Genomic DNA, 17,360 nt, shown 5'->3' with positions numbered 1-17,360 from the left:
CGCCGCCGACCCCTGTCCAGCGCTGTCCGCCATGTGGACAGCGCGTTCTTGGTCGCTTCGATACGTCTGCTTTACTGATCGCATGACCACGACGAGCTGCCGCACCCTTGCGACCGAGGCGACCATGACGCCCGGTGCTCGTTGTATGTGTCGAATGCGCGCCTTCTAGAGGGCCCCCGCACCACCCCTGAGCCTCGCGCCCCGAAGCGAGCCGCCGCGGCATGTCCGTACGGCATGGACCCGTACGAGACCGGGCCGCCCGCGCATGACTCTCCTCCCGTACCGGGGCACACCCACGCCCGCGTACTCGACAACGACGGAAACCCCTGTGATCACGACAACGGACCTGACCAAGGTCTACCGCTCGCGCGGCCGTGAGGTCACCGCCCTCGACGGCGTCGACCTGCACGTCCGCGAAGGCGAGGTGTACGGCGTCATCGGCCGGTCCGGCGCCGGCAAGTCCTCGCTCATCCGCTGCGTCAACCTGCTGGAACGACCCACGTCCGGGACGGTCACCGTCGCCGGACAGGACCTCACCGCCCTCGCCGGGCGCGGCCCCCGGGCCGGCAAGGAGCTACGGCAGGCGCGCAGCCGTATCGGCATGGTCTTCCAGCACTTCAACCTGCTGTCCTCCCGAACCGTCCAGGACAACGTCGAACTGCCGCTGGAGATCCTCGGGAAGTCGGGGAAGGAGCGGTCCCGCAAGGCTCTGGAGCTGCTCGACCTCGTGGGGCTCGCCGACAAGGCGGGCGCCTACCCGGCGCAGCTCTCCGGCGGCCAGAAACAGCGTGTCGGCATCGCCCGCGCCCTGGTCGGCGACCCCAAGGTGCTGCTCTCCGACGAGGCGACCAGCGCCCTCGACCCGGAGACCACCCGCTCCATCCTCCAGCTGCTGCGCGACCTGAACCGTCAACTCGGCCTGACCGTCCTGCTCATCACCCACGAGATGGACGTCGTGAAGTCGATCTGCGACTCCGCCGCGCTGATGGAGCACGGCCGGATCGTCGAGTCCGGGACGGTGAGCGAACTGCTCGCGACCCCCGGTTCCGAGCTGGCCTCCGCGCTCTTCCCGGTCGACGGCGAGGCCACCGCCGACGACCGCACCGTCGTCGACGTCACCTTCCACGGCGAGGCCGCCACCCAGCCGGTCGTCTCCCGCCTCTCGCGCACCTACAACATCGACATATCGATCCTTGGCGCCGCCATCGACACCGTCGGCGGACTCCAGATCGGCCGGATGCGCATCGAACTACCCGGCCGCTACGAGGACAACGTCGTGCCGATCGGCTTCCTGCGCGAACAGGGCCTGGGGATCGACGTCGTGGGCCAGGAGCCCGTTCTGCTCGTGGAGGGCGCCAAGTGACCTGGTCGGAAATGTCGCCGCTGCTGTCCGAGGCGTGTGGGGACACGCTCTACATGGTCGGCTGGTCCACGCTCGTCGCCGTCGCCGGCGGGCTTCCGCTGGGCATCCTGCTGGTCCTGACGGACCGGGGCGGGCTGCTGCAGAACGTCCTCGCCAACAAGGTGACCGGACAGATCGTGAACGTCGCCCGGTCGATGCCGTTCATCATCCTGATGGTCGCGCTGATGACCTTCACCCGCTGGATCACCGGCACGACCATCGGCCGCGAGGCCGCGATCGTGCCCCTCGCCATCGGGGCGATCCCGTTCTTCGCGCGTCTCGTCGAGACGGCTGTCCGCGAAGTGGACGGCGGGCTCGTGGAGGCCGTGCAGTCGATGGGCGGCAACACCTGGACCATCGTGCGCAAGGTCCTCGTACCGGAATCGCTGCCCTCGCTGATCGCCGGCACCACCACCACGATCGTCGCCCTGATCGGCTACTCCGCCATGGCCGGCACGGTCGGCGCCGGCGGACTCGGTGACATCGCCATCCGCTACGGCTACCAGCGCTTCGAGACCGAGCTGATGTGGATCACGGTGGCGATCCTCGCCGTCGTCATCTCGCTGATCCAGTTCGCCGGCGACTTCGCGGCCCGCTCCCTGCACCGGCGGGGCGGCAGCTCCGGTCCGGCACCGAGGCTGCGGCTGCTGAAGGCCAAGGCGTAACCCCTTCGCGGACTCTCCGCACCCCTTCACAGACTCCCCGCACCACCCATCGCGGGGTCGCTGCACCCATATGGAAAGGCACTTTTCGTGCGTAACACCACAAAGCTCAGCACCGCCGTCCTCGCCGCCGGGGCCCTCACCTTCGGGCTCACCGCGTGCGGCTCGGGCTCGGACTCGGCGTCGGGCTCCTCCGGCCACACCGGACCGCTGGTCGTCGCCGCGAGCCCGACCCCGCACGCCGAGATCCTGAACTACGTGAAGGACCACCTGGCGAAGAAGGCCGGACTCGACCTGGAGGTCAAGGAGTTCCAGGACTACATCGTCCCGAACACCGCCACCGAGGACGGCTCGGTGGACGCCAACTACTTCCAGAACCAGCCCTACCTCGACGACTTCAACAACAAGCGCGGCACCCACATCGTGCCCGTCGTCACGGTCCACCTGGAGCCGCTCGGCCTCTACTCCCACAAGGTCAGGAAGGCCGACGCTCTCAAGAGCGGCGCGACGATCGCCGTCCCCAACGACGCCGTGAACGAGGCGCGCGCCCTGAAGCTGCTCGCCGCCGACGGCCTCATCACGCTCAAGGACGGGGCGGGCAGCGAGGCGACCCCGCAGGACATCGCCGAGAACCCCAGGAACCTCGAGTTCAAGGAGGTCGAGGCGGCCCAGACCGCCCGCTCCCTGGACGACGTGGACGCCGCCGTCGTGAACGGCAACTACGCCATCTCCGCCGGCATCAAGCCCGCCAAGGACGCCCTCGTCCTGGAGTCCGCGAAGAACAGCCCCTACGGCAACTTCCTCGCGGTCAAGAAGGGGAACGAGAAGGACCCCCGGGTGAAGAAGCTCGCCGCGCTCCTGACGTCCCCCGAGGTCAAGAAGTTCATCGAGGACACGTACCAGGGCTCGGTCATCCCCTCGTTCTGAGTCTCGGTCCACTGCACGTATACGGCGTATCGCCACGCACGGGGTCCACTTGCTCACCGGCCGTGGACCCCGTCGTGCGTTTCGGCGGCCTCATGCTGCATGCTGGGCAGTTCAGCAGGACTTGAAGGTTTTCCGAAGGTTACGGAGCGGCGCATGAGTAGCACCTTCCCCAACATCTCCATCAGCACGGAGCGGTTGGTGCTGCGTCCCCTCGACGAGGACGATGTGCCCGCCCTGACCGAGATGATGAACGACGAGCAGGTCGGCGCCTGGACGGACGTGCCCCAGCCCTACTCCCAGGACCAGGCCCGCGCCTGGATCACCGAGCACGCGCCCGCCGAGCGGGCGTCCGGCCGCGGCCTCGACCTCGCCGTCACGGAGTTCCTCACCCAGCGCCTGGTCGGCGTCGTCCGGCTCACCAGGACCAACTGGCACGTCCGGTCGACCGAGTTGTCGTACATCATCGCCCCCTGGGCCCGTGGCGAGGGCTATGCCTCCGAGGCCGCGCTCGTCACCGCCCAGTGGCTCTTCGGCGACCAGAAACTCGAGCGCGTCGAGCTGCGCACGGCCGCCGACAACACCGCCTCCCAGCAGGTCGCCCAGAAGATCGGCTGTATCAGCGAGGGAGTGCTGCGCAACGCCTGCATAGCGCGCGTCCGCGCCGAGGACGGCACCTGGAGCGACGTGCGCACCGACTACATCGTGTGGAGCCTGCTCCCCGAGGACCTGGACGGGGCGGGCGAGCAGCTCGCCGACTCCGGTGGTTTCACCTTGTTCACCGACTGGAACTGAACCCAGGTACCCTCTCGGAGCCCGAGCTGCGCAAACCCCCTGGAGACCGACGACTATGGCCGACCGCGTCACGGTGATCGGCTGGGACGGCTCGCCGCTGACCGCCGCGGCGTGCTCCGCCCTGGGCGCCGCCACCCTGGTGGCCGGTGCCGCCCACCACCTGGCGCTGCCCGAGGTGCCGCCCACCGCCGAGCGCATCCGCCTGGGCAGTGTCGCCCTCGCCGCCCGCCGGATCGCCGGCCACCGCGGTACCGCGGTGGTGCTCGCGGACGGCGACCCCGGGTTCTTCGGAGTCGTACGGACCCTGCGGGCGCCCGAGTTCGGCCTGGAGGTCGAGGTCGTCCCCGCGGTCTCCTCCGTCGCCGCCGCCTTCGCCCGCGCCGGAATGCCCTGGGACGACGCCCAGGTGGTCGTCGCACACCGACGCACCCTGCGACGCGCGGTGAATGTGTGCCGCGCCCATACCAAGGTCGCCGTCCTCACCTCACCCGGCGCCGGCCCCGCCGAACTCGGCCTGCTCCTCGAAGGCGTCCACCGCACCTTCGTCATCTGCGAGGAACTGGGCACCGAGCGGGAACGGGTCACGATCCTCACCTCCGACAAGGTCGCCGACCACACCTGGCGCGACCCGAACGTCGTCATCGTCATCGGCGGCACCAGCGGCGCGGCCGACGGCGGCGGATGGATCGCCGGCCGCGACCCGGCCGTCGCACCGCGCGGCTGGACCCTGCCCGCCGAGTCCTACGGCGGCCTCATGGGTGAAGGGGAACTGGAACCGCTGCGCGCGGCCCAACTCGCCCGGCTCGGACCACGCGTCGGCGACCTCGTCTGGGACATCGGCTGCGGCAGCGGAGCCTTCGCCACCGAGGCCGCCCGGGCCGGTGCGGCCGTCATCGCCGTCGACAGCGACCCACGGGCCTGTGAGCGCACCGAGACCAACGCACGGGCCTTCGGCGTCCAGCTGCAGACCGTCCGCGGCACCGCCCCGCACGTCCTGGAGATCCTCCCCGAACCCGATGTCGTCCGCGTCGGCGGCGGGGGAGCCGCCGTGCTCTCCGCGGTCGCCGACCGCCGCCCGCAGCGCATCGTCACCCATGCCTCCACGCGCGACGCCGCCGAACTCCTCGGCCGCGACCTGACCGAGCACGGCTACGACGTCGAGTGCGCTCTCCTCCAGTCCGTCGAACTCGACACACGGGCCTGGACGGAGAAGGAGCGAAGCGTGGTGTTCCTGCTCAGCGGCGCACTCCCGGAGCGCGGGGCATGACACCGTCCGCGTCCCAGTGATCCTGTTTTCTGCCGTCCCGGTGATCCTGTAGTCGTACCGCTCGCGGTAGGCTGGCCGACCGTTGTACCGCACCCGGTGGCCCGGCACTTCGTTCGCCAATGTCCGGAAAACGCGCCCCTTTTGGGGTGGGTGTGGTACGGCAGAACCGGAGGACGCGCAACGTGGCGCAGTCCACAGCGGGCCGTCGCGGATCAAGCTGTCGCGAGGGTGGGACGACCGGGACAATGCCACTGAATGGCTTTGTCGCCTTTTATGGGCGGGTCGTTCGTGCCGCTGGGCACGCATGCTCGTTCTTCACTGCGGGGGCGGTCGGTGCGCCGTTCCCGGTGGGCTCGACCGAGAAGCACTAACCGATGGGCGAGGGGTACGCATGACCGACACCGGCCAGGTCCCGGGCGAGGGACTGCCGGAGAACTCAGGCATGGTGGAGCAGCCGGGCGTTCCCGCGCACGGTGCGTACACCTACCTCTCCGAGACCACCGCCGAGGACGAAGACCTGTTGCTGCTGCCGGGTGCGCAGAGCCCCTGGGGCAACGAGGTCGCCCCGCCCGCGCCCGAGCCGGTCGTCGAGACCGTGCACGAGCCGGGCCCGCACGAGATGGCCGGCCGCGACAGCGGCTCCGTCGACCTCGGCGGCGTCCGCCTCCCGAGCGCGCCGACCACACCGATCCCGCCCATCACCCCGCGCCGTCCGCTCCACCTCGGCCCGCCCCTCCCCGACACCTCCGCCAGCCCGGTCCGCTCCCTCGCCGACCGCGGCCCCGCCGGCGCCCCGGTCCGACACCCCGGCCCGCCGACGGTCGGCACCGAGTACCTCGACGCCACCCAGGTCCGTGAGATGCCCCCGCAGGGCGCGGTCCCGTGGAGCGCCCAGGCGCCGGGCGCGGTACAGGCCCCGGTGAGCACCGAGGCACAGGCTGCCGAAACGGTTGTTCCGCAGCAGCAGCATGGCGAGCCGGTGGGCGCGGCCCAGGCCGTCATGGCCCGCATCGCGACGGAGGCGGAGGCCGGCGCGGCATACGGCGGCCCCGAGAGCACGGAGGTTCCCGCCGGGGCGTCTGCTGTGGAGGGCGACCAGGTTCCTGTGGGGGTGTCCGCCACGGAGGGCGCGCACGCCGCTTGGGCCGGGGAGCAGGCCGGGGCCGCTGTCGGCGGGCTGCCCGCGGCTGCCGGGCATGTGTCGGGCGGGTTCCCCGCGGATTCCGCGCATGCGGTCGGTACGGTCGCCACTGCGAGCGCGTCCGTGGCGCCGGGCGATGCGGGCGGCTTCCCGGTGGAGGCGGGCCAAGCGGTCGACGCCGCTCTCGCAGCACGGTCGGGCCATGCCCCGCAGCCCGGACACGATCCCGCCGCAGCCTCCGGCCTCCCCGCGGACAACGGCTCCGTCGCCGATGGCGGACAGACAGTCGCGGGCGGGTTCGCCGGGGAGGGCGGCGAGCAGGTCGCGCAGGGCGCCGTCGACGGCCCGGCGCGGCCGACTCCGGATGCCGGGCTCGCCCCGGACGGCGGGCTTCCCTCGGATGCCGGGCTCCCTTCGGATGCCGGGCTCGCTTCGGAGCCCGGCCCGGTCGAGGCGCCGCTCGCTGCCGAGTCCGGTGCGGTTGCTGTGACGGAGGCCGACGCCCACCCTGCCCACGGCGCGGACACGGGTTCGCTTCCTGGAGCCGCACACGCCACTGAGGGCGTGTCGTCAACTGAGAGCGCGCAGTTCACCGAGGCCGTCGTACCCGGCGAGGGGGTCGCCTCCGGTGACGCCCCGGTCGCCGACGGTTCCGCGGCAGGTGGTGCGCGGGTCGCCGGAGGTCTCGTCCCCGGCGGTGTTCAGACCGCCGAGGGTCTTGTCCCCGGTGGCATCGTGGCCGGTGGCGCGCAGTTCGTGGAGGGCGCTGGGCCCGAGGGCGCGGAAGTCGTCGCGGTCGCCGCTCCCGAGTCCGCCGCGCTCGCCGATGCGGGGACGCCCGAGTCGGGGCAGTTGCCCGGGGCCGGGACGCCCGAGTCGGGGCAGATGCCCGGGGTCGGAGCGATCGAGCCGGGGCAGATGCCCGAGGCCGCGGCGCCCGAGTCGGGGCAGATGCCCGAGGCAGGGGCGCCTCAAGCGGTGCGCCTGCCGGAGACCGTTGTGCCTCAGGTCCCCCAGCCGACGGTGGCCGCCGGGGCCGAAGCCCCGCAGCCGCACGAAGCCCTTGCTCCCGAAGCTCCCCAGGCGCCGGGTTCTGCCGCACTCGACCCCACCGGTGCCGACCACCCGGCCACTCCGGCCGATCAATCCGTCGTCGGCGTCGGCCCCATGGCCGCTCCGGCCGATCATTCCGTCGGCGGTGTCGGCCACCCGGCCACTCCGGCCGGTCTCCCCGGCTCGTACGCCGACCACCTGGCCACCCCGGCCGACCAACTCGCCCCCGCCCACGCGTCCGGCGCAGACTCCGCCGAGGTCGCCGACCCGGCCGTACCGGTGCACGCGGCCGGCCTCGCCGTACCCCCCGAGTCGCCGGAAGCCGGCCTCTTGTCGGCTCACCGTGTGACACAGCCCCCGCAGCCGACGGACGCCTCCGCGGCACCGACCGGAGACGCCACCATCACCACCGATCCCTCCTTCCCGCCGGCCCCGCAGGTCCAGAGCCCGCACGGGATGCCCGGCGCCGACGCCGCCGCCCCACACGGCGACGCGGGCGCGCACGCCGGCCCCCTGGCGGAGCAGGCGGAAGCCGTCCAGTCTCCGGCCGACGCCCCCCAGCCGCTCGCGGCGAACGCAGCGGAGCCCGCGCCGGGGGACACACCGGAGGGCGCCACCGGCGTCGACCCGGCCGGACCGCCCCCGCAGCCCCGACCCGACGAGCCGCTCGGGCAGTTCGTTCCCGTGGAGGGTTCGGTCCCGACCACCCCCCATCTCGCGCCGACCCCGCCCCACGCGCTCGTCCTCCCCACGGATGAGGCGCAGGCGGCCGGCGCCACGGTCCCCGCCCCCCGCGAGGCCGACCCCGAACTCGTACAGCGTGCGGACGACCTGGACACCCGGGCCGCCGACCAGGAAGAAGAGAGCACGGCCGCAGTGGAAGACGTACGCCAGTCCACCGGTCCGGCCGCCCCCGCCTACGACGAGGCGGAGCGCGAGGCCGTGATGAAGGTGATGCGCGAGCGCCGGGACATCCGCAACGGCTTCCGCAGCGACCCCATTCCGCACGAGGTGCTGCTGCGGGTGCTGGAGGCGGCCCACACGGCGCCCTCCGTCGGCCACTCCCAGCCCTGGGACTTCGTCGTCATCCGCTCCGCCGACACCCGGCGCAACATGCACGAACTGGCCATGCGGCAGCGGGACGCCTACGCCAAGTCCCTCCCCAAGGGCCGGGCCAAGCAGTTCAAGGAACTGAAGATCGAGGCCATCCTCGACACCCCCGTGAACATCGTCGTCACCGCCGATCCCACCCGCGGCGGCCGGCACACCCTCGGCCGGCACACCCAGCCGCAGATGGCCCCGTACTCCGCCGCCCTCGCCGTCGAGAACCTCTGGCTCGCCGCCCGCGCCGAAGGCCTCGGCGTCGGCTGGGTCAGCTTCTTCGACGAGCGGGAGATGGTGCGGGCGCTCGGGCTGCCCGAGCACCTCGAGGTCATCGCCTACCTGTGCGTCGGATACGTGGACGAGTTCCCGGACGAGCCCGAGCTGATCCAGGCCGGCTGGTCCAAGCGCCGCCCGCTGTCGTGGGTCGTGCACGAGGAGACGTACGGCCGCCGCGCGCTGCCCGGCGAGGAGCCGCACGACCTGCTCGGCGAGACCGTCGCGCAGATCCGCCCGCTGGACGCCAAGGCGCTCGGCGAGGCCTGGGAGCGGCAGAAGCGGATGACCAAGCCGGCCGGCGCGCTCGGCATGCTGGAGATCATCTCCGCGCAGCTGTCCGGGCTCTCCCGCCAGTGCCCGCCGCCGATCCCGGAGCCCGCGGCCGTCGCGATCTTCGCCGGCGACCACGGTGTGCACGCCCAGGGCGTCACCCCCTGGCCGCAGGAGGTGACGGCCCAGATGGTCGCCAACTTCCTCGGCGGCGGCGCGGTCTGCAACGCCTTCGCCGGCCAGGTCGGCGCCGAGGTGTGCGTGGTGGACGTCGGTGTGGCCACCGAACTCCCCGCGACCCCGGGCCTGCTGCCCCGCAAGATCCGCGCGGGCACCTCCGACATGACCACCGGCCCCGCGATGACCCGTGAGGAGGCCAAGCTGGCCATCGAGGTCGGCATCGAGACCGCCCGCGACCTGGTGGCGGCGGGCAACAAGGCCCTGCTCACCGGTGAGATGGGCATCGCCAACACCACGGCCTCGGCTGCCCTCATCTCCGTGTTCACGGACACCGACCCCGCCGAGGTCACCGGCCGCGGCACCGGCATCAACGACGAGACGCTCGCCCGCAAGACCGATGTCGTCCGCCGCGCCATCGAGCTCCACAACCCGGACCCGGCCGACCCCATCGGGGTACTGGCCGCGATCGGCGGCTTCGAACACGCGGCGATGGTGGGCCTGCTGCTGGGCGGCGCCTCCCTGCGCACCCCCGTGATCCTGGACGGCGTCAGCGCCGGAGCCGCCGCCCTGGTCGCCCGCGCCATCGCCCCCGAGGTCCTCGCGGCCTGCATCGCGGGCCACCGCAGCGCCGAGCCCGGCCATGTGGCCGCGCTCAACAAGCTCGGCCTGCGCCCCCTGGTCGACCTGGACCTCCGCCTGGGCGAGGGCACGGGCGCCCTGCTGGCCCTCCCGCTGGTGCAGAGCACGGCCCGGGCCATGCACGAGGTGGCCACCTTCGACTCCGCGGGCGTGACCGAGAAATGACTCCGTACCGGGGTGGGGTACGCGCCCCCGCGTGCACCCCACCCCGGCCGTACGCTGAATCCCCACCGTAAAATTCGCACGTCAGGGCTGCTCCAGCGCCGTAGCGCCCATCGCATTGCCAGGACGAGGAGCCGCACCTCATGGCCGAACACCCCGCCTACCCCGTAGGCCTTCGCCTCACCGGCCGCAAAGTGGTCGTCCTCGGCGGTGGCCAGGTCGCCCAGCGCCGCCTTCCGGCCCTGATCGCGGCGGGCGCGGACGTCCTTCTGGTGTCTCCGCAGGCCACCCCGTCCGTCGAGGCGATGGCGGACGCGGGCGAGATCACCTGGCACAAGCGGCCGTACGACGACGGTGATCTGTCGGACGCCTGGTACGCGCTGATCGCCACCAGCGACGCGGAGGCGAACGCCCGGGCCTCCGCCGAGGCGGAGGCGCACCGCGTGTGGTGCGTTCGCTCCGACGACGCCGACGCCGCCACCGCGTGGACCCCGGCCACCGGCACCAGCGAGGGCGTGACGGTCGCCGTCCTCACCACCGAGGCCCGTGGCCGCGACCCCCGGCACACCGCCGCCATCCGCGACGCGGTCGTCGCGGGCCTGCGCGACGGCACCCTGGTCGCCCCGCACCACCGCACCCGCACCCCCGGTGTCGCCCTCGTCGGCGGCGGCCCCGGCGACCCGGACCTGATCACCGTCCGCGGGCGCCGTCTGCTCGCCGAGGCCGACGTGGTCATCACCGACCACCTCGGCCCGCGCGACCTGCTCGCCGAACTCCCCCCGAGCGTCGAGGTGATCGACGCGGCGAAGCTGCCGTACGGCCGCTTCATGGCCCAGGAGGCCATCAACAACGCCCTGATCGAGCACGCCAAGCAGGGCAAGTCGGTCGTCCGTCTGAAGGGCGGCGACCCGTTCGTCTACGGCCGGGGGATGGAGGAGGTCAACGCGCTCGCCGAGGCCGGCATCCCGTGCACGGTGGTGCCCGGGATCTCCAGCTCGATCTCGGTGCCGGGCGCGGCCGGTATTCCGGTCACCCACCGCGGTGTCGCGCACGAGTTCACCGTCGTCAGCGGGCACATCGCGCCCGACGACGAGCGCTCCCTGGTCGACTGGCCGTCCCTCGCCAAGCTCACCGGCACGCTCGTGATCCTCATGGGCGTGACCACGATCGGGAAGGTCGCGGAGACGCTCGTGGCGCACGGCAAGTCGCCGGAGACCCCGGTCGCCCTGATCCAGGAGGGCACCACCGCCGGCCAGCGCCGCGTGGACGCGACCCTCGCCACCGTCGCCGAGACCGTCCGCACGCGGGAGGTCAAGGCGCCGTCGGTCATCGTCATCGGCGAGGTCGTGAGGGTGGGCCCGGGAGCGTCGGCGTAACCCCGGGTAACCCAACCCGTTCCCAGCCGTTGGCACCGCACCCAGGACAAGGCAGTATCACCCTGTGGCCGATCTCATCACCGTAGAGGATCCCGACGACCCCCGCCTGCGTGACTACACGGGCCTGACCGACGTCGAACTGCGCCGCAAACGAGAACCCGCCGAGGGCCTGTTCATCGCCGAGGGCGAGAAGGTCATCAGACGGGCCAAGGACGCCGGCTACGAGATGCGCTCGATGCTGCTGTCCGCGAAGTGGGTCGACGTCATGCGCGACGTCATCGACGAACTGCCGGCCCCGGTCTACGCGGTCAGCCCGGAGCTCGCCGAACAGGTCACCGGCTACCACGTGCACCGCGGTGCCCTGGCCTCGATGCAGCGCAAGCCGCTCCCCACGGCGACCGAGCTCCTCCAGACCACGCGCCGGGTGGTCGTCATGGAGTCGGTCAACGACCACACCAACATCGGCGCGATCTTCCGCTCGGCGGCGGCCCTCGGCATGGACGCGGTCCTGCTCTCGCCGGACTGCGCCGACCCGCTGTACCGCCGTAGCGTCAAGGTCTCCATGGGCGCGGTCTTCTCCGTTCCCTACGCCCGCCTCGACACCTGGCCGAAGGGTCTGGAGTCGGTCCGCGAAGCCGGTTTCACGCTCCTCGCGCTGACGCCCGACGAGAAGGCGAAGTCCCTCGACGAGGCCGCCCCGCAGAAGATGGACCGGGTGGCCCTGATGCTGGGCGCCGAGGGCGACGGCCTGTCCACACAGGCCCTCGTCGCCGCCGACGAATGGGTGCGTATCCCGATGTCCCACGGCGTCGACTCCCTGAACGTGGGCGCCGCGGCCGCGGTCGCCTTCTACGCGGTGGCCACCGGCCGCCCTCAGGGGTAGCGCCGTGTCCCAGGGGGAGGCGATCGTCGCGATCCTGCGCCGGGCGGACCGCCTCCTGGCCGTCCGCCGCGGCCCCACCGTCTCGCGCCCCGGCTACTGGCAGCCGCTCAGCGGCAAGGTCGAGCCGGGGGAGAGCCAGGAGGAGGCCGTGGTGCGGGAGGTCCGGGAGGAGGTCGGCCTCATCGCCGCCCCCCTGGCCAAGGTCTGGGAGTCGGAGACCGACGACGGCCTCTTCCGCCTGCACTGGTGGACGGCGGACGCTCCCGTCGGCGAGGTGGTCCCCGACCCCGTGGAGGTCGGCGACTTCCGCTGGGTCACCCCGGAGGAGTTCCTGGCCCTGACCCCGGTCTTCGACGGCGACCGCGAGTTCTTCGAACGCGTCCTCCCAGGCCTACCCCCGCCCGACTGACCCGCCGGCGCTTTCGCGGCCCGGTCCGTCGCACTGCGATTGGCCTGGCGCCCTCGTCCCGTCCGCCGGGGAGGTCCGAGTGCGATGGTTGCGGGGGCGGTTGTGCGGCGAGGGTGGTCCGAGCGCGATGGATCGCGGGGCGGTGTCGTGGCCCGGGTGGTCCGAGCAGCCTGGTTCCGGCGGTGAGCTCGGCCGCTGGGCTGTCTCGGTGCGATTGGCCCGGCACCGGTCCCGTCCCGCCGGGACGGCTCAGCTGAATGGGCGCTGACCCGGCTCCGCCTGCTGGTGCTGTTGCTGTCGTACGACACCGGCGTCGCCTCCGAGTCCGCGCGCCGGGCCCTGGCATCCCTGGGCCGCGGCGATACCCAGCGCCACCAGCAGGGTCACGACGACGAAGACGAAGAGCCGCTGGCGCAGCAGCCTCGGGTTGGCGGGGCGCCGGCCCGTCCCGGTGGTCCTGGGTGCCGGACGTCCGGTCCCGCTGCGCGGCGCGGGCCGGCTTCCGCTGCCGGAGCGGGTGCCGTTCCGCGAGGCGGGCGTGGGCCGGGCCCCCGGGCGGGAGCCGCCCCGCGAGGAGGGCGCCGTACCACCGCGCGAGGACGGAACAGAGCCGCCCCGCGGCTGGTTCGCGCCCCCGGCCGGCGCACCGCCGCCCCGCGAGGGGGTGCCGCCCTGCACGGGCGCCGACCCCCGCGGCGACGACGAGACACCCCTCGGCGGGGGAGTCCCCTGCGGCCGCCGACGCTGCTGCTGCTCACGCAGAGTCTCCGGGTAGGTGTCCGCGAGCCGCCCGGTGGGCCGGTCCGCCTCGCTCGCACGGGGCGAGGGCGGCCGCACCTCGCCGAGCCCCTGGGACTCACGGGCCGCGATCTCCTTCAGCCGCAGTGAGAGCTGAAGCGTGCTGGGCCGGTCCTCGGGATCCTTCGCCAGACAGGCACGCACGAGCGGAGCGAGAGCGTCCGGTACGCCGTGCAGCTGGGGCTCCTCGTGCACCACCCGGTACAGCATCACCTCGGAACTGCCATGTCCGAAGGGCGAGTCGCCCATCGAGGAGTACGCCAGGGTCGCCCCGAGCGAGAACACGTCGGTGGCCGGAGTGACGGCGGCGCCGCGCACCTGCTCGGGAGCGAGGAAGCCGGGGGAGCCGACGGCCGTGCCGACATGGGTGAGCGTCGAGGCACCCGTGGCCCAGGCGATGCCGAAGTCGATGATCCGCGGCCCCTTGGGGGACAGCAGGATGTTGGACGGCTTGAGGTCCCGGTGCACCACCCCGGCCTCGTGCACCGCGACGAGCCCCTCCGACAGGGCGGCCCCCACGGCCGCGACGTCGGCCGCGCCGAGCGGCCCCTCGTCGGCGACCTTGTCGTGCAGCGAGGGCCCGGGCACGTACTGGGTGGCGAACCAGGGCCGGTCGGCGTCGAGATCGGCCGCGACGAGCCGGGCCGTACAGCCACCCCGGATCCGCCGGGCGGCCGAGACCTCCCGGGCGAACCGCGACCGGAACTCCTGATCCTCCGCCAGGTCGGGCCGGATGACCTTCAGCGCGACCCGCTGCCCCTTCTTGTCGGAGCCCAGGTACACCACGCCCATACCACCCGCGCCGAGCCGTCTGTGAAGCCTGAACGAGCCGACGACGCGCGGGTCCTCGCGCCTCAGGCGCATCATCGCCATGTTCATCCCCGCTGCCCGGTCCGTGTGACGTGGCACAGCTTACGTTTCCAAGGCCGCCCGCGCGCAGAGGCCGCGCCCTCCGGCCCAGATGGATTGTCAGTGCCGGGTGGGAGACTTGAAGGGTGGTCAGGGGGCGCGGACGCAGCCGGACTTGCCTTTCACCGTGCTTCCAACCACCCATCACAGAAGGGGGATTGAACCCGTGAAGGGTGACCGTGTGGAGATAGTGGTGGACGCGGGGGACACGACCCGCACCTATGAGGTGGTGGCGAGCAGGGCGGGCCGCAGGGTGGAGACCGCGGTGCGTCGAGGTGTCGTGGAAGTGAGCGAAGTCACCCGCAGCGGCTCGGTGGTCCGTACGGCCCGTTTCATGGCCACCCGGGTCCTGGCCCTGGTCGAACAGCCCGTCCCCAGGGAGGACAGCTCGGAAAGGCCGGTGCACGGCGGGCGTCCCCTCGGGGAAGACCCTGAGACCTAGGACTTCGTCTCCACCCAGGGGAGTACTCCCCGGCCTGCGGCTCATCCTCCGGGAGGCCCGGCATTCGGTACGAGGGCATGACGTGCGAAGGGCGCCGGACGCCTAGATTTGAGGTCAAGCGGCGGGTGCAGCACTCGTCCCCCGAGGTCAGACACCCGCCGCTGCCAACGACAACTGAGTTCGGTCAGGAGAGGGACCATGGCTCTGACGGCACCGCGGACGCATTTCCGCACACAGGAGCGCACAGCGTTCCGCCCCCGCCGCACGGGCCGCCGCCACCCCTTGGTGGCGACCCTCATGGTCCTCCCCCTGGCGGCCCTGCTCTTCTTCGTCTTCGACGGCTGGGAGACAGTGGCCACACAGGCGTCGTCCGTGGGCGTGATGCTGGGGCGCTGAGCGGCGACCCCAGGCCCGGAAGAGCGGTCCGGGCGGGGACATCAACCCATGAAACCCCGTGGGGACGGGGGTGCGGCGGACGGCAAAAATGCCGGCGCAGCTGGGGAGCTGCGCCGGCATTGCTCTGCCCGCACACAGTCACGTCACGGGGACCGGCGCCCGGGCGCACGGCACCGTACCCTCACGGCAGACCCACACCGCCCAGGGAGTTCCGTGACCGTCACCCCCTTGCTCTCCGCCCTCACCACTCGCGCCGAGGCCAAGGCCCACTCCCGCACGCCCTCCTGCCCCTGCGGCGCCCCGGAAACCCTCGCGGACCGGCCCGACGCCACGGTCGTCCGCCACGCCGACACCGTCGCCAAGGCCCACGCCCCCGACACTCCCCTCGCGGCCCTGGCCCCCCGGCTGGCCACCGCCGCCCACCTCCCCGACCTGTTCCTCCCCCCGCTCGGCTCCACCCCGGTCCAGCTGCACGGACGCCTGGTGACGTTCTGGCCCTACGGCACCCCCGTGGACCCGGACGATCCCGACGCCGCCCCCTGGGAAGCCGCAGCCACCCTCCTGGCCCGCCTCCACCGCACACCCGCCCCCACCCCTTTGCCACCCATGCGAGGCCCCACGAAGGCGGCCCGGGCCATGGCCCGCCTGCTGGCGATCGCGCCGACCACGCCCCCAGCAGTGCACGACGCACCCTCACCCGCCGAGCCGACCCCCCGCCGCCCGACGACCCATTCACCCTCATCCGCCCTCCCCACCACGCCCCCAGCACCCGGCGACACACACCCGGCCGCCGCGCGGACCGGGCCCCCGACGTCCGGCGGCTCAGGCTCGGCCCCCGTGCCGACCCCGCGTCCAGCTCCCGGCGAGGCGCACCCGGCCCCCGCGCGGACCGGGCCCCCGGCGCCCGGCGGTTCGCCCTCGGCCGGCGCGTCAATGGGGTCCGATGCCCGGGTGTCTGTTGCGATGCCCGCGCCCGCCGCAGGAGGAGGCCGTTGTGGAGTGACTGTTCCTGCGGGGACGGTCGGCCCGCCGCTGCCTGCTCCGGCGGCGGGCGGTTCGCCTTCAGCCGCCGCGCCGAGCGGCTCCGATGCCCTGGCGTCCGTTCCGATGCCCGGGCCCGCCGCAGCAGGAGGCGTCTGCGGATTGACTGCTCCTCCGTGGACCGCCGAGCCGCCCCTGCCCACTCCGGGGGCCGCAGCCTCGCCCCCTCCCACCCCGGGGGCCGCAGCTCCGCCCCCTCCCACCCCGGAGGCCACCGCCTCGCCCCCTCGGGCCCTCAGCACTCCGACCGAGCCCGCCCCCCACCTCGCCATACCCGTCGTTCTCCAAGCCTGGTTCACCCTCCCCGCATGGGCCCGTGGTGAGGCCCCCATGCCGGACGACGCCAGCCTCTGCCACGGGGATCTCCACCTCGGCCAGCTCGTTCGGCACCCTGCCCCGGACGGGCCCTGGCTCCTGATCGACGTGGACGATCTCGGCACCGGTGTCCCCGCCTGGGACCTCGCCCGCCCGGCGGCCTGGTACGCCTGCGGGCTGCTCCCGCCCGACGAGTGGGCCCGTTTCCTCGGCGCCTACCGCGCGGCGGGCGGCCCGGCGGTTCCCGCCGACGGCGACCCCTGGCCCGCCCTCGACGTCCCGGCCCGAGCCCTCACCGTGCAGACCGCCGCCCGAGCCGTCACCAAGGCCATCACCGAGAACCGCCCCCTCGACGAGATCGAGGTGTCCGTGATCGACGCATGTGCCCGAATGAGTTCCCTCCCGCCGGAGTTGCCCCCGGCTTCCGCGAAGTAGGGTGCAACCGACCGCAGCCGGACGGAGTCTGTCCTGGCGTAACGCGAAGCAGGACCGACGGGCGAGGAGTTGAGCCGACGATGCAGTGTCCGAAGTGCCATGCGCCGATGCACACGTACAACCGCAACGGCGTCCAGATCGAGCAGTGCAGCGGCTGCCGCGGGATCTTTCTGGACTACGGCGAGCTGGAGGCGCTGACCCGCCTGGAGTCCCAGTGGTCCCAGCCGGCCCCGCCGCCGCCCGCCCCGCAGGCCTACCCGGCCCCGCCCGCGCCCGCCTGGGGCGCCCAGCACGGCGGCCATGGCGGTGGCCACTACGGCGGTCACCACGGTGGCCACCACCGGCACAAGAGCTTCGGCCACATGCTGTTCTCCAGCTGACAGCAGCCCCGGTCGACCGACAGACGAAGAAGCCGTCCGGTTCCTCGGGGAACTCGTCGTCGTCCGTCTCCGCGGGGAGTTCGTCCGACGCCAACTCCTGG

At 72.9% G+C, this 17,360-nt stretch carries 13 protein-coding genes and 2 pseudogenes; 14 read left to right on the top strand and 1 reads right to left on the bottom strand.

All coding sequences use genetic code 11. The annotated features are described in order from the left end of the window. The first annotated feature begins 328 nt into the window (after positions 1 to 328). The 9 genes from ABZT17_RS05780 (at position 329) to ABZT17_RS05740 (ending at position 12,543) form a co-directional block, all read left to right on the top strand. Entirely contained in the window at positions 329 to 1,363 is a 1,035-nt protein-coding gene (locus ABZT17_RS05780) for an ATP-binding cassette domain-containing protein (RefSeq protein ID WP_356344149.1), read from the top strand. After that, complete coding sequence (locus ABZT17_RS05775) at positions 1,360 to 2,067, top strand: methionine ABC transporter permease (protein WP_356344147.1); 708 nt, start codon at positions 1,360 to 1,362, stop codon at positions 2,065 to 2,067. Before ABZT17_RS05780 ends, ABZT17_RS05775 begins: the two co-directional genes overlap by 4 nt. 87 nt (positions 2,068 to 2,154) lie before the next feature. Continuing rightward, positions 2,155 to 2,991, top strand: coding sequence for a MetQ/NlpA family ABC transporter substrate-binding protein (locus tag ABZT17_RS05770; protein ID WP_356344145.1), 837 nt, complete (start codon positions 2,155 to 2,157; stop codon positions 2,989 to 2,991). Positions 2,992 to 3,144: 153 nt separating this feature from the next. Beyond that, positions 3,145 to 3,783, top strand: a complete 639-nt coding sequence (locus ABZT17_RS05765; protein ID WP_356344143.1) for a GNAT family N-acetyltransferase — start codon at positions 3,145 to 3,147, stop codon at positions 3,781 to 3,783. A gap of 55 nt (positions 3,784 to 3,838) precedes the next feature. Then, on the top strand, positions 3,839 to 5,050 hold the full coding sequence (gene cbiE, locus ABZT17_RS05760) for a precorrin-6y C5,15-methyltransferase (decarboxylating) subunit CbiE (RefSeq protein ID WP_356344141.1): 1,212 nt from the start codon (positions 3,839 to 3,841) through the stop codon (positions 5,048 to 5,050). A gap of 391 nt (positions 5,051 to 5,441) precedes the next feature. After that, positions 5,442 to 9,878 carry a nicotinate-nucleotide--dimethylbenzimidazole phosphoribosyltransferase gene (gene cobT / locus ABZT17_RS05755; RefSeq protein WP_356344139.1) on the top strand — a complete coding sequence of 1,479 codons (4,437 nt, stop codon included), beginning with the start codon at positions 5,442 to 5,444 and terminating at the stop codon, positions 9,876 to 9,878. Positions 9,879 to 10,018: 140 nt separating this feature from the next. After that, entirely contained in the window at positions 10,019 to 11,251 is a 1,233-nt protein-coding gene (gene cobA, locus ABZT17_RS05750; RefSeq protein WP_356344137.1) for a uroporphyrinogen-III C-methyltransferase, read from the top strand. Positions 11,252 to 11,315: 64 nt separating this feature from the next. Then, complete coding sequence (locus ABZT17_RS05745) at positions 11,316 to 12,134, top strand: RNA methyltransferase (RefSeq protein ID WP_356344135.1); 819 nt, start codon at positions 11,316 to 11,318, stop codon at positions 12,132 to 12,134. 4 nt (positions 12,135 to 12,138) lie between these two features. Then, entirely contained in the window at positions 12,139 to 12,543 is a 405-nt protein-coding gene (locus ABZT17_RS05740; protein ID WP_356344133.1) for an NUDIX domain-containing protein, read from the top strand. 249 nt (positions 12,544 to 12,792) lie between these two features. Here the strand turns inward: ABZT17_RS05740 and ABZT17_RS05735 are convergent, their stop codons facing one another. Then, positions 12,793 to 14,220, bottom strand: a complete 1,428-nt coding sequence (locus ABZT17_RS05735) for a protein kinase (protein WP_356344453.1) — start codon at positions 14,218 to 14,220, stop codon at positions 12,793 to 12,795. A gap of 196 nt (positions 14,221 to 14,416) precedes the next feature. Here ABZT17_RS05735 and ABZT17_RS05730 point away from each other — a divergent pair, with 196 nt between their 5' ends. The 5 genes and pseudogenes from ABZT17_RS05730 (at position 14,417) to ABZT17_RS05710 (ending at position 17,259) form a co-directional block, all read left to right on the top strand. After that, complete coding sequence (locus ABZT17_RS05730) at positions 14,417 to 14,692, top strand: hypothetical protein (RefSeq protein ID WP_356344131.1); 276 nt, start codon at positions 14,417 to 14,419, stop codon at positions 14,690 to 14,692. A gap of 198 nt (positions 14,693 to 14,890) precedes the next feature. Beyond that, positions 14,891 to 15,088 (top strand): hypothetical protein, encoded by a 198-nt coding sequence (locus ABZT17_RS05725; RefSeq protein WP_356344129.1) that lies wholly within the window; start codon positions 14,891 to 14,893, stop codon positions 15,086 to 15,088. A 213-nt stretch (positions 15,089 to 15,301) separates the two neighbouring features. After that, positions 15,302 to 15,742: pseudogene (locus tag ABZT17_RS05720) on the top strand (aminoglycoside phosphotransferase family protein); the annotation flags it as partial. A gap of 588 nt (positions 15,743 to 16,330) precedes the next feature. Further along, positions 16,331 to 16,879 (top strand): annotated as a pseudogene (locus tag ABZT17_RS05715) (phosphotransferase); the annotation flags it as partial. Between the two features lie 80 nt (positions 16,880 to 16,959). Beyond that, complete coding sequence (locus ABZT17_RS05710) at positions 16,960 to 17,259, top strand: zf-TFIIB domain-containing protein (protein ID WP_356344127.1); 300 nt, start codon at positions 16,960 to 16,962, stop codon at positions 17,257 to 17,259. The last annotated feature ends 101 nt before the right edge of the window (positions 17,260 to 17,360 follow it).

This window comes from Streptomyces sp. NPDC005648, from assembly GCF_040605395.1.
Classification (GTDB): domain Bacteria; phylum Actinomycetota; class Actinomycetes; order Streptomycetales; family Streptomycetaceae; genus Streptomyces.
Note: the sequence above shows the minus strand (reverse complement) of the source record. Positions and strands in the feature narration are given on the sequence as shown.

Coding starts and splice junctions, on each gene's coding strand:
- cbiE (WP_356344141.1), top strand. CDS start 3,839: ATGGCCGACCGCGTCACGGTGATCGGCTGGGACGGCTCGCCGCTGACC.
- ABZT17_RS05710 (WP_356344127.1), top strand. CDS start 16,960: ATGCAGTGTCCGAAGTGCCATGCGCCGATGCACACGTACAACCGCAAC.
- cobT (WP_356344139.1), top strand. CDS start 5,442: ATGACCGACACCGGCCAGGTCCCGGGCGAGGGACTGCCGGAGAACTCA.
- ABZT17_RS05725 (WP_356344129.1), top strand. CDS start 14,891: ATGGCTCTGACGGCACCGCGGACGCATTTCCGCACACAGGAGCGCACA.
- ABZT17_RS05765 (WP_356344143.1), top strand. CDS start 3,145: ATGAGTAGCACCTTCCCCAACATCTCCATCAGCACGGAGCGGTTGGTG.
- cobA (WP_356344137.1), top strand. CDS start 10,019: ATGGCCGAACACCCCGCCTACCCCGTAGGCCTTCGCCTCACCGGCCGC.
- ABZT17_RS05735 (WP_356344453.1), bottom strand. CDS start 14,220: ATGAACATGGCGATGATGCGCCTGAGGCGCGAGGACCCGCGCGTCGTC.